The organism is Peribacillus sp. CSMR9 (genome assembly GCF_033141925.1).
Taxonomy (GTDB): Bacteria; Bacillota; Bacilli; order Bacillales; family DSM-1321; genus Peribacillus; species Peribacillus simplex_A.
In genome coordinates this window covers 100573-113760 of sequence record NZ_JAOPHO010000004.1, presented here as the reverse complement: position 1 = coordinate 113760, position 13188 = coordinate 100573, and the positions used below count along the sequence as shown (strand labels likewise).

The 13188-nt window shown below is 42.8% G+C and carries 11 protein-coding genes; 1 reads left to right on the top strand and 10 read right to left on the bottom strand.

The annotated features are described in order from the left end of the window. Positions 1–24 precede the first annotated feature (24 nt). Positions 25–168 carry a YwzD family small protein gene (locus N9I19_RS04820; protein ID WP_317777135.1) on the top strand — a complete coding sequence of 48 codons (144 nt, stop codon included), beginning with the start codon at positions 25–27 and terminating at the stop codon, positions 166–168. Positions 169–201: 33 nt separating this feature from the next. On the opposite strand, the gene N9I19_RS04815 is transcribed toward N9I19_RS04820, so the two are convergent. The 10 genes from N9I19_RS04815 to N9I19_RS04770 all read right to left on the bottom strand — a co-directional run bounded on the left by N9I19_RS04815 (position 202) and on the right by N9I19_RS04770 (position 13099). Next, the gene (locus tag N9I19_RS04815) at positions 202–720 is read right to left on the bottom strand and encodes an acyltransferase (protein WP_317777134.1); all 519 of its coding nucleotides are present in this window, start codon (positions 718–720) and stop codon (positions 202–204) included. Further along, complete coding sequence (ppaX, locus tag N9I19_RS04810) at positions 717–1385, bottom strand: pyrophosphatase PpaX (protein WP_089361952.1); 669 nt, start codon at positions 1383–1385, stop codon at positions 717–719. Before ppaX ends, N9I19_RS04815 begins: the two co-directional genes overlap by 4 nt. Further along, the gene (locus N9I19_RS04805; protein WP_317777133.1) at positions 1375–2319 is read right to left on the bottom strand and encodes a nucleoside recognition domain-containing protein; all 945 of its coding nucleotides are present in this window, start codon (positions 2317–2319) and stop codon (positions 1375–1377) included. Before N9I19_RS04805 ends, ppaX begins: the two co-directional genes overlap by 11 nt. A gap of 27 nt (positions 2320–2346) precedes the next feature. Continuing rightward, positions 2347–3159, bottom strand: a complete 813-nt coding sequence (gene lgt, locus N9I19_RS04800; protein WP_317777132.1) for a prolipoprotein diacylglyceryl transferase — start codon at positions 3157–3159, stop codon at positions 2347–2349. Positions 3160–3186: 27 nt separating this feature from the next. Beyond that, positions 3187–4122, bottom strand: a complete 936-nt coding sequence (gene hprK / locus N9I19_RS04795) for an HPr(Ser) kinase/phosphatase (RefSeq protein ID WP_125159785.1) — start codon at positions 4120–4122, stop codon at positions 3187–3189. Between the two features lie 550 nt (positions 4123–4672). Beyond that, positions 4673–5779: a DUF4097 family beta strand repeat-containing protein gene (locus N9I19_RS04790; RefSeq protein ID WP_317777131.1), complete on the bottom strand. Its 1107-nt coding sequence runs from the start codon at positions 5777–5779 to the stop codon at positions 4673–4675. 225 nt (positions 5780–6004) lie between these two features. Further along, positions 6005–8884: an excinuclease ABC subunit UvrA gene (uvrA, locus tag N9I19_RS04785; RefSeq protein ID WP_061465575.1), complete on the bottom strand. Its 2880-nt coding sequence runs from the start codon at positions 8882–8884 to the stop codon at positions 6005–6007. 6 nt (positions 8885–8890) lie between these two features. Further along, a complete protein-coding gene (uvrB, locus tag N9I19_RS04780) occupies positions 8891–10876 on the bottom strand; it encodes an excinuclease ABC subunit UvrB (RefSeq protein WP_061466296.1) in 1986 nt (661 codons plus the stop codon). A gap of 219 nt (positions 10877–11095) precedes the next feature. After that, positions 11096–11326: a CsbA family protein gene (locus N9I19_RS04775; protein ID WP_061465576.1), complete on the bottom strand. Its 231-nt coding sequence runs from the start codon at positions 11324–11326 to the stop codon at positions 11096–11098. Between the two features lie 195 nt (positions 11327–11521). Further along, positions 11522–13099, bottom strand: a complete 1578-nt coding sequence (locus tag N9I19_RS04770; protein WP_317777130.1) for a catalase — start codon at positions 13097–13099, stop codon at positions 11522–11524. Between the last annotated feature and the right edge of the window lie 89 nt (positions 13100–13188).

Genomic DNA, 13188 nt, shown 5'->3' with positions numbered 1-13188 from the left:
AAGATTGAGGTGGACAAGCTGAGTATGGATAAACAAGCGCAGGAAAAGTTTTTTCGAATCTTGAAAGACACTTATGAAACGACAGTGAACAAGGAAAATATATCGATTAACGAAGTCATAGATCATCTAAAGAATGAACTGACTCGGCTATACCCAAAATGCCATTAAAAAGACCTGCCGCATATTTGGGCAAGTCTTTTTTCATAAAGAAGTTTGCTGATCCCTCTCAAGCATTTCCTCTTTCGTATATATGATTTGCATTGGATTTCCCCCGACGAAAGCTCCCTCTGGAACATCCTTATGGACTAGCGTCCCTGCAGAAACAATCGCTCCATTACCAATTGAGAGCCCTGGAAGAATGGTCGAATTGGCTCCAATCAATACCTCATCCCCAATGACTACATCTCCTAAACGATATTCATGAATCAAATATTCATGAGCGAGAATCGTCGTATTATAGCCAATGACTGTATTAATTCCCACGGATATTTTTTCAGGAAACATCACATCCGGCATGACCATCAAAGCAAACGAAGTATGCTTTCCGACTTTCATATGTAAAAAAGTCCTGTAAAGCCAATTCTTCATACCCAGAAAAGGCGTATAACGCGCTAGCTGTATCACCACAAAATTCTTTACGACTTTCCAGAATGGAACGGTCTTATACACATGCCATAGTGAATTTGCCCCCTCAACTGGATAGCGGAACGTGCGTCTCATTTTCTATCCTCCATGAGCTTTTCAACCTCAACGATATTCAATAAATCTGCCATCTGCTCAAGCATATAGTCAGGATGGTAACTTTCCAAAAATTCACGGCCTTTAATGGACCATGAGACCCCTGCCGTTTTTGTCCCTGTGTTTTTCCCGCCCAAAATATCATGATAACTGTCACCAATCATGATCGCTTCCTCAGGAACCGAACCGAGTTGATTTAAAGCTTTTTCCAAAGGCTCTGGGTCCGGCTTTGCTTTTTCAACCTCATCCAGCGTGACCACCACTTCAAAGAACTGATCCAGTTTGCTTAATCTCAGACCCTTTTCGACGACATCACGTTTCTTTGTCGTAACGACCGCCAATTTATAGCCGCTCTGCTTCAATGTTTGAACGGTTTCGAATACCCCGTCAAATTGTGTGACAAGCAAATCATGGTTCTTCCAATTATGCTCCCGATAGAAAGCGATCATTTCATCCACTCGTTTTGGATCAATGGACGAAAAAGTATCAACCAAAGTCGGGCCGATGAATGTAATGATATCTTCCCGATTGAACTTTCCAGGACAAAAATGATTTAAAGTTTCTGTAAAAGAGGCGATGATCAATTCATTTGTATTGATCAACGTCCCATCAAGATCGAATAATAATGTAGTTATTTTACCGTTCATATACAGCTCCCTTTCTCTGTACTCTGTCAGTCCGATTCCAAATATACGCAACTGCCATCGTTAGAACAATAGCCGTGAGTAAGCGAATAAATAACAACGGCAAGACCGGAATCCCCAGTGGAATGAAAATCAGTGTGTCTTCTACAACTGCATGACAGGCAACTAAAAAGATGAATGCAATCGTCATATCCTTCTTCGAGACATTATCTTCTTTCGCTGCTTGAATCATTACGCCTGCCCCATATGCCAAACCAAGAGTCAAACCTGTCACGAAAGGCATCGAAGCATTCGGCTTCATCCCCAAGACCTTCATAAATGGAGCAAGGGCTTTTGAGAAGGCTTCCAGCCATTTCAAATCTTTCATGATTTGAACCACTACCATTAGCGGAATAACGATGACCGCCAGCTGGGCGATTCCGGAAAGGGCCTGGATGACCCCATGTAAAAGGATTGCACCCGCTCCGGTAATCTCAACAGTCTCCCCGATAGCCACTCCATGGGCCATTTCAGATCCGCCCTGCCAAACAAAATTGATGACGATTGCTGACAACAGCGCGAGCCCGACCCTTACTGTTAATATAATCCACAGCTTGACACCGGTTTTCATCGCCACACCTGACTCGATCAATAAATTATGTGAAAAAGATAGCATCATAGCGATAATGAAAACTTCTTTAACAGTCAAATCAAGCGTTAATATGCCCGCTATCGCTGCATACAAATTCAGGAAGTTCCCTAACACGAGCGGAATGGCCGCTTCCCCTGGAAGACCGATCAGATTCATTAAAGGAGCTATCAAGTTGATGATAAATGGTAATACAGGCGTATATTGAAGCACAGTGACGATCAGAGTAACTGGAAATATGACTTTTCCTAAAGACCAAGTTGTATTCAAGCCAGATAGAAGTCCCTTTTTAACCGAATCCACTATCACTATGCCCTCTCCCTTTACACATATTCCCTATTCATCTAAATATCTTTTGACTGCTTGCCCACTGACCCTTCTATAGACCACTAAAACAATGGCAACAACTACTAACACAATCGAGATCACTTGTGCGATCCGCAGTGATTCCGTCAGCATCAAACTATCCGTCCGGAATCCTTCAATGTAACAACGGCCGATGGAATACCATATCACATAGGTTAAAAATAGTTCACCCCTGCGCAAGTTCACTTTCCGTAAACTTAAGAGAATGATTACACCGACGATATTCCAAATCGATTCGTACAAAAAGGTTGGGTGATAATATGTACCGTTTATGTACATTTGATTAATGATGAAATCAGGCAAATGCATATTTTCCAGGAATGACCTTGATACTTCTCCCCCATGTGCTTCCTGATTCATGAAATTCCCCCAACGGCCAATTGCCTGCCCCAACAATAAGCTCGGTGCAGCAATATCCGCCAGCTTCCAAAATGAGACTTTCTTGACCTTGGCAAAAATTATGGCAGTTAACACCGCTCCAATCAATGCACCGTGTATGGCGATTCCGCCATTCCATATTTTTATGATATCCCCTGGGTTTTGTGAATAGTACTCCCATTGGAAGATGACATAATATATACGGGCACTAATGATCGCGATTGGGACGGCAAACAAAATCATATCAGTGAATATTTCCTTATCAAGACCTCTTCGCTCAGATTCCCTTAAAGCAATGATAAGACCCAGTAATACACCAAAACCGATGATTAGTCCATACCAATGTACCTGGATAGGGCCTAGATCAATTGCTATTGGATTCAGTGGCTGTATTCCTTGTTCCATTTTGTCCCCTCTTTTCCTATATACCTTTTAAAATTCATCATGTTCCGGATCTGCAATTGCATGATTCAAGCGATCTGAAAACTGTTCTGCAGCATTTACTCCCATTCGTTTCAGGCGGTAATTCATGGCTGCCACTTCAATGATAACAGCTAAATTTCGGCCTGGACGTACAGGTACGGTTATTTTCGTCACTTCTGTATCGATGATTTTCATTTTTTCTTCATCTAGACCAACCCGGTCATACTGCTTGTTTTTTTCCCATAGTTCCAGATTGATGACGATTGAGATCTTTTTATTGCTCCGGACTGCACCAGCTCCAAAAAGTGTCATTACATTAATGATTCCCAACCCTCTTATTTCAAGAAGATGTTCGATTAAATCCGGCGCATTCCCGACTAGCGTATCCTGGTCTTCCTGTCGGATTTCGACGCAATCATCCGCTACGAGACGATGACCCCGTTTCACTAATTCCAAGGCTGTCTCACTTTTACCGACGCCGCTTTTACCGGTGATCAGCACACCTAGCCCATAGATATCCACCAATACACCATGAACAGCAGTAGTGGGTGCCAATCTACTTTCAAGGAAATTGGTCAAACGGCTGTATAAACGTGTTGTCTTCATACTAGACCTCATCACAGGAACGGATTCCCGCTCAGAAGCTTCAATCAACTCTATCGGCACTTCCTGACCACGCGTAATGATGATGCCTGGAGTAAAGTCCCTGCATAACTCTTCCATCCTTTGTATTCGCTCCGGTTCATTCAACCGATTAAAAAAGGACATCTCCGTCATACCTAAAAGCTGTACTCGATCCGCGGGATAGTAATCAAAAAAACCGGCTATTTCAAGTCCTGGACGAGATAGATCACTCGTCACAATTGGTCGGTTAATTCCTTCTTCCCCACTGATAAGTTCTAGGCCGAACGCTTCAACTATATCCTTTGTACGGACTTTTGCCATATATCTTTCCTCCTTTTGGAGCGATGCTATTTCTAGAGATACTTTTACTATTTTAGCATTTTTCTGTTAATAACCAAACAAAGCATTATCGATTTATTGATTTTTTATTCACTTCCTTCGGCTGATGGCAGCGGGAAGGTCCCTGTGAATAGGAAAAAGATGAGATGAACATACATGAATCCTTACACTCGTTTCATGCCAATATAAGAAAGCCCGCCAGTTTATATCGGCGGGCTCACTTGTAGACAAAAGTAGTCGGAAAACGTATCTTTCAACAAATGATGTTCCCGAACCAACTCCAAAGCCTTCAACTACTTAGGTATGGTTTCTATCTAAATTCAATAAAAAAGTTGATTGGAGAGGAGCGTGCGGCAGGAAAAGTGCGTCTAGGGGAGAACCCCGCAGGCGCAAGCCAGGAAAAGCGATTGTCTGGAGCGGAAATCAACATCCAAATTGTACAAGCCATAAAAAAAATGTAGGCAAACTCGATTTTCATCGGGTTTGCCTACATTCTGAGCCCGCCAGTTATATCAGCGTGTTTTATTTTTCTTCAGGAAACCGTTATCGCAGCAGTCTTGGTTTCTGCAAAAACATGAAGAACAGGGACCTCTTCTTTAACCGTTTTAAACTTAAGGACCTTTTGAACGACATCACTTTTCTCTTCGATGATGGTCATTCCTTCCAAGCTTACATTAAAGCTTCCTAAGTTAGATTTTAACTCTCCTTCAATCGCCTTACCTTGTGGCAGGATCAGCTGGACTTTTCCTGTAACTGACTTAGCATGTATTGAATCGCAATCCATCCCTGAATTTGTACAGACGATTTCCCCATTGAAAGTTTGAACATCCACTTTCTTGAAGTACCCATCGGCATTAATCGCTCCATTCAGGGTCTCAGCTTCCAAGTAATTAAAGTTGGTATCTGAAATGGTGATCATTCCATTACCCGTTTCAAGCTCACACGAATCACCTGTACCCTGCATGATATGAATGGCACCATTCGCTGTTTTTGCTTTAAGGTTCTCTGATTTCAATGACTCTGTCGTGATTGCACCATTGAACATCCTTACATGAATGTCATCATATTCCTTCCTTGGAATGTACATGATCATATCGACCTTTATGGATTTTTCACGAACCTTGAACTTCATCTTTCCATCCTCGATCGAAAAATCGACTTCCTCCAAAAAGTTTTTCCTAGCTTCTTCCATATCCTCCACCCGGTATACCTTAGCTTGGCATTCAACCCGGACATCATTCTGATTCCATGTAGCGATTCTTATTTTCCCATTTGCTATATCTACATCAACTTCATTTAGAAAATCATAATCATGCTGAAAAATATGACTGACCTCCACAGATTTCCCGAAATTGAAATCAAGGTCTGTTTCTTTGATTTTCTTAAAAGCAGTTTCAACGAAATCAATAATCTTTTCTTTCGATGACTGGATATTCTTCTTAAACGTATCCTGAGTGCTTCCTTCGCTTTGCTTATCCACGACAACCGTCGATAATTCATTTTGTAATTTCTGCTCTTTTGCTTCACTTTCCTGACTAGCTTTTTCTAATTCTTCTAAAAGGCCCATAGCTTCTTCCGCTGATAGCTTGCCATCTTGAATCATTTCTAAAATTTTCTTTCTTTCCTCCTGCATGAACATTCCTCGCTTTCTCCTATCATTTTATTTATACATACGCCCAGATATCTAAAAAGTTTCATAAATACCATTTTTCCCATCATTCGACAAAGGAAAATGACAATTTCCGAAAAGGGAATTGTACGATTTCCCCGGAAATATCTTGTTTACCTATTGTTTAATCAAATGATTGATTAAATGCACACTGTCATTTTTCTACAAAAAAAACAAGCCGGCCGGCTTGTTCTTTTAAGCATGTTCATGCTCTTGTTCTTTTTCTTCAATCCAATTTTCCATACGAATTTGATCACGAGTCAGTACTGGTTTTAAGTATTTCCCCGTATATGATTCGGACACTTCACATATTTTTTCAGGTGTACCATAAGTGACGATCGTTCCGCCCTTGTCTCCGCCTTCCGGACCTAGGTCAATAATATGGTCCGCCGTCTTGATGACATCCAGATTATGCTCAATCACCAAAACTGTATCCCCATTGTCAACCAGCCGCTGCAAGACCTCAAGCAACCTCGCTATATCGTGGACATGAAGTCCTGTAGTTGGTTCATCCAAGATATAAAAGGAGCGCCCAGTGGAACGGCGATGCAGTTCAGAAGCAAGTTTCACCCTTTGCGCTTCCCCCCCTGATAAAGTGGTCGCAGGCTGTCCAAGCTTGATATAACCCAAGCCAACGTCAAAAATCGTTTGTAGCTTACGTTTGATTTTCGGGATATTTTCAAAGAAACTAACGCCTTCCTCAACTGTCATATCGAGAATGTCAGAGATGTTTTTCCCTTTATATTTCACTTCAAGCGTTTCCCTGTTATAACGTTTCCCATGACAGATTTCACAGGGGACATAGACATCAGGGAGAAAATGCATTTCAATCTTGATAATGCCATCACCACGGCAAGCTTCACAGCGGCCGCCCTTCACATTGAAACTGAACCGTCCTTTTTTATAACCGCGGATCTTCGCTTCATTAGTCGAGGCAAAAACGTCACGAACATCATCAAATACACCTGTATAGGTAGCTGGATTTGATCGTGGCGTTCTACCGATCGGTGATTGGTCAATATCAATGACTTTGTCTAAATGCTCAATGCCCTTGATCTCACGGAAATCTCCTGGTCTAGCTTTGGCCCGATTCAGCTTTTGAGCCAAAGACTTATGGAGGATCTCATTCACCAATGTACTTTTCCCTGATCCCGAGACTCCTGTAACGGCTGTAAAGACTCCAAGAGGGAATTTTACATTAACATTTTTCAAATTATTTTCCTTGGCTCCCTTTATTTCAATGACACGGCCATCATTCTTCCGGCGTTCCAATGGCAAAGGAATGAATTTCTTCCCTGCTAAATATTGGCCCGTTAACGATTTAGGATTATTCATGACCTCTTCCGGAGTCCCAGCGGCCACTATTTCTCCCCCATGGGCTCCTGCTCCAGGACCAACATCGATCAAATAATCCGCTGCAAGCATCGTATCTTCATCGTGCTCAACAACAATCAGGGTGTTCCCGATTTCGCGCATATTCTTTAACGTTTCAATTAATCGATCATTATCCCTCTGATGCAGCCCTATTGATGGTTCATCTAAGATGTACAGGACTCCTGTCAATCGGGAACCGATCTGCGTCGCCAATCGTATACGTTGCGCTTCGCCGCCTGATAATGTTCCTGCCGCCCTGCTCAACGTCAGATATTCCAAACCTACATTGGCTAGAAAACCGAGCCGCTCATGAATTTCACGTAAAATCAATCTCGCTATTGCAGCTTCCTTTTCAGTCAGATCAAGCTTATCGAAAAATACTAACGCATCTTCCACTGATAAAGCTGTTGTTTCACTTATATGGGCCCCTTGTATGAGCACAGAAAGACTCTCTTTTTTCAATCGGTGACCCTTACAGGTTGGACAGTGGTGTTCTGACATATATTTCTGCATTTGCTCACGAATAAAGTCTGAACTCGTCTCCTTGAAGCGCCTTTCAATGTTTCTTAAAACTCCTTCAAAAGGAATATATCCTTCTTGCACTCTTCCAAAATCATTTTTATAACGGAAATAAATCTTATCTTTACCTGAACCAAGCAAGACCTTCTCCAATTTATCTTCCGGTAAATCTTTAACGGGCATATCCATATCTATCGCATAATGGTTGGCTACCGCTTCAAGAAGCTGGGGATAATATTGAGAACTCGTCGGCTCCCATGGCGCAATAGCATGCTGACGGAGGCTTAATTCCTTATTCGGGATGACCAGATCACGGTCCACCTCAAGCCTCGCCCCCAAACCATCACAATCCGGGCAGGCTCCAAAAGGGCTATTGAAGGAGAACATCCTCGGCTCTAACTCTTCAATCGAAAATCCGCAGTATGGACAAGCATGATGTTCACTGAACAGCAGCTCTTCTTCACCCATAACGTCAATGATGACCTTGCCTTCGCCAAGCTTCAAAGCACTTTCCAGTGAATCTGCCAGCCGCGCCATGACACCCTCTTTAATGACGATCCGGTCTATTATGACTTCAATCGAATGTTTTTTATTTTTTTCGAGAGTGATCTCATCACTAAGATCATGCATTTCCCCGTTCACACGAACTCGGACATATCCTTGTTTCTTAACTTCCTCCAAAACCTTTGCATGTGTCCCTTTTCTGCCTGAGACAAGCGGTGCCAATACCTGAAGCTTGGTTCGCTCAGGGTAATCAAGGATGCGGTCCACCATTTGCTCAATCGTTTGTGAGGTGATTTCAATATTATGGATCGGACAGGTCGGCCTGCCCACCCGTGCATATAACAGCCTTAAATAATCATAGATTTCCGTAACAGTCCCTACGGTTGAACGAGGATTTCGACTGGTCGTTTTCTGGTCTATGGAAATGGCTGGTGACAAACCTTCAATCGCATCGACATCCGGTTTATCCACTTGGCCCAAAAATTGACGCGCATAAGCGGACAGTGATTCCACATAACGTCTTTGCCCTTCTGCATAAATCGTGTCAAAGGCCAAGGAAGACTTTCCAGATCCGGATAATCCGGTTAGCACAACAAGTTTGTCTCTCGGTATCGTGATATCAATATTCTTTAAATTGTTGGCCCTGGCGCCTTTTATCACAATTTTATCCATTGCCATGTTTCGTCACCCTTCCGCTTTTAACTCTAGTAATAAATCACGTAGCTCGGCAGCTCGCTCGAAGTCCAGTGCCTTAGCAGCTTCCTTCATTTCTTTTTCCATGCTTGCCATCACTTTAACACGCTCTTTTTTAGGGAGCTTCGCGAGGCTTGGTGCAAGATCTTCTTTATACGCTTCTCCTTCTTCGGCTACATGTGTGGCCCTGATGGAGTCTCGGATATCCTTTTGAATGGTTTGAGGCATTATTCCATGCTCTTTATTATAATTTTCCTGTATTTCACGGCGCCGCCTCGTTTCATTGATGGCAAGTTCCATCGAATTCGTGATGCGGTCTGCATACATGATAACGTGGCCGTTTGCATTACGGGCTGCACGGCCCATCGTTTGAATAAGCGAACGTTCCGAGCGAAGGAACCCTTCTTTATCGGCATCCAGAATGGTCACTAATGACACTTCCGGAATATCCAGGCCTTCCCTTAATAGATTGATTCCGACAAGTACATCATATTTGCCCATTCGCAGTTCCCGGATGATTTCTATCCTGTCTAAGGTCTTCACTTCCGAATGAAGGTATTGGACCTTGATGCCAATTTCCTTTAAATAATCAGTTAAATCTTCAGACATCTTTTTCGTTAAGGTCGTAATGAGGACACGTTCGTTCTTTTTGACCCGCTCCTGTATTTCACCGATCAAGTCATCTATCTGTCCTTCAATTGGCCGCACTTCAATCGTTGGATCCAGCAATCCGGTTGGACGGATGATCTGCTGAACCATTTCTGGCGTATGTTCGAGTTCATATGGTCCCGGAGTTGCCGAAACGAATATGGATTGATGGACCTTTTTTTCGAATTCTTCAAATCTTAGAGGCCGGTTATCTTTTGCAGACGGCAGACGGAAGCCATGATCGACAAGCACTTGCTTTCGTGCCTGATCTCCATTGAACATGCCCCGGATTTGCGAAAGGGTAACGTGTGATTCATCCACGACCAATAGGAAGTCCTCTGGAAAGTAATCCATTAAAGTGTAAGGTGTCGCACCTGATGGGCGAAGCGTTAGATGGCGGGAATAGTTCTCTATCCCTGAACAAAAGCCCATTTCCCGCATCATTTCCAAATCATAACGGGTCCGCTGCTCCAAGCGCTGTGCTTCAAGAAGTTTTTCATCTTCCCTTAATTCCTTTAATCTCTCTTCCAGTTCCATGTCGATATTCTGAATGGCTATCCTCATTTTCTCTTCTCGGGTTACGAAATGGGAAGCTGGGAAAATAGCGATATGTTCGCGTTCACCTGTGATTTCACCAGTCAGGGCATCGACTTCACGGATACGGTCTATCTCATCTCCGAAAAACTCGACCCGTACACAATGTTCATCGCGTGATGCCGGGAAAATTTCAACCACGTCACCGCGAACGCGGAAAGTTCCCCGTTGAAAAGCAATATCATTCCGCTCATATTGAATATCCACGAGCCTGTGGAGCAAGGCATTTCGGTCTATTTCCATGCCTGTACGGAGAGAAACAACCATCTCCCTGTACTCTTCCGGAGAACCCAGCCCATATATGCACGAAACACTGGCAATGATGATGACATCTTTCCTTTCGAACAATGACGAGGTTGCCGAGTGACGCAGTTTATCGATTTCATCATTGATGCTTGCATCTTTTTCGATGAATGTATCAGTGGAGGGAACATAAGCTTCTGGCTGGTAGTAATCATAATAGCTGACGAAGTATTCAACGGCATTATTAGGGAAAAACTCTTTGAACTCACTGTAAAGCTGCCCTGCCAACGTTTTATTGTGGGCAATGACAAGTGTCGGTTTATTGATTTGTTGAATAACATTCGAAACGGTAAACGTTTTCCCTGTCCCCGTTGCCCCCAATAATGTCTGCATTTCCTTTCCCTCTTTAATGCCTTCGACAAGCATTTCAATTGCTGCAGGTTGATCTCCTTGAGGAGAGTATTTTGAGACTAACTCAAACTTATCCTTCACCAAGCATAGCCTCCTATTGAAATATTTTTATATGAAAACGGGACATGAGCATATCCCTTCTATTTATTCCGGTTTAAGAAAGTATATATACTCATTCTACCACAATAGCCTCAAAACAAACCAGCAATAAGCGAACATCCATTCTATTTTTTGGTTTTATGGACTCATAGTTTGTTGAGGGAAATGGAAAGTTTTTAGAAAAAAAAAGCACCTTTGATGTCAGGCGCTCTTGGATGTTCGTTTCATCATTCTTTTTGATAACCAAAATCCCACTGTAAGGGATAAGGCATCAACGATGATCAATAAGTTTGTATGCGTATAACCTTTATATGCAGAAGCTGTAATCAAGGCAACAGTTAAAACAAGGCCCACGACATTGTTATAGGTGACTCTTGAAAATAGCATGACAAGTAGACAAGGAAAGAAAAGGGCAGAAAGAATTTTAATCATTTTTTCATCTCCTTTATAAGAGAAAAATAGAGTAGTTTCAGTTTAAATGATTATGAAGTTTTTTGCCAATTAATTTCCCACTAGTTTTTCAAAAGCATCCTTAGAAGATCGTTCCACCCACCCATCCATCAATTATGCCCATAAAAAAAAGAGGCAAACCCCTTTTAAAGGGATGTTTGCTTCTTTTCAGACCAATCAATATGGATCGGCTTCATGTCCTTTTCTAACTGCGACCTCCGGGTTATCCGTTCCACCCAGAGGTTTTGAAGATTCAGTATTTTCAGAAGCCGAGGCTAATCCCTCTTTCAATCTGCGGCCATACTCTTCATCAGCCTCTTCAGCGAGGGCAATCATTTTTACCTGAATGCGCTTGTCGGCAGGAGCCAATGCCGACACTAAATTGGAGATTAAATCATCTTTTTCCCAATCTTCGAATTCACGGAATGTTTCACCGGCCTGCTTCGTATTGCTTTGGCGATCGATTGTCTCACGGACAAGTTTCCCTTCTACCATAGGTGTATACTCCTTGCCCGTCTGTTCAGCTTCTTTCAAACCGCCAACTGTTGATGGTTCGTAGTTGATGTGGGGGCTTTGGTCCCCCCTGCCAACTTCATATTGCATCTGTCCGCCAGTCTGATTCGTGGCTGTCCGTTTCTTTGGAGCATTAATCGGTAATTGCAGGTAATTCGCGCCAACACGGTGACGCTGTGTATCGGAATAAGAAAAAGTACGTCCCTGTAACATCTTGTCATCCGAGAAGTCCAATCCATCCACTAGGACACCCGTGCCGAATGCAGCTTGTTCCACTTCAGTGAAATAGTCTTCCGGATTCTTATCCAATACCATCGTACCGACATGCAGCCATGGGAATTCATCTTTCGGCCAGATCTTTGTATCGTCCAGTGGGTCAAAATCCAATTCAGGATGATCGTCATCACTCATGATCTGTACGTTTAGATCCCATTCCGGGTAGTCCCCACGTTCGATCGCTTCATATAAATCCTGTGTGGCATGATTGAAATTCGTAGCTTGTATTTCATTAGCCTCTTTCTGTGTCAGGTTCTTGATCCCTTGTTTCGGTTCCCAGTGATACTTGACAAGTACGGCCTTGCCTTCCTCATTCACCCATTTATAAGTATTTACCCCTGACCCTTGCATCATGCGGTAATTGGCAGGAATGCCCCAAGGGGAAAAAACAAACGTAATCATATGAAATGTTTCTGGGGAGCTGGAGCAAAAATCGAAAATCCTTCTTCCGTCCTGGATATTCGTAACCGGATCCGGTTTGAATGCATGGATCAGATCAGGGAATTTCATGGCATCTCGGATAAAGAATATCTTCAGATTATTCCCTACAAGATCCCAGTTCCCATCTTCCGTATAAAATTTTACGGCAAACCCCCTGGGATCACGTAGCGTTTCCGGTGACGTCCCTCCATGAATAACAGATGAAAATCTCACGAATACCGGTGTTTTTTTACCTTTTTCCTGAAAAACCTTCGCTCTCGTATATTTTGAAATCGGCTCTTCCCCTGCTTTACCAGTCGGAACAAAATAACCATGTGCACCTGCACCACGGGCATGCACGACACGTTCAGGAATCCGCTCCCTATCGAAGTGGCTGATCTTTTCCAGGAAATCGTAGTTCTCAAGTGTACTTGGACCTCTGTTCCCTACAGTTCTAAGACTCTGGTTATTCGTTACGGGGTGCCCTTGCCTGTTCGTTAATGTTTCTTGCGCTTCATCATTGGTTTTTTTGGATTTATCAGACAAAAAAATTCCCTCCTTTGTTAATAAAAGCCAACATACTATACTTTCCCCTATTCCCTTTATTTCACTCTTCAATCTTCAAATTTAATAGA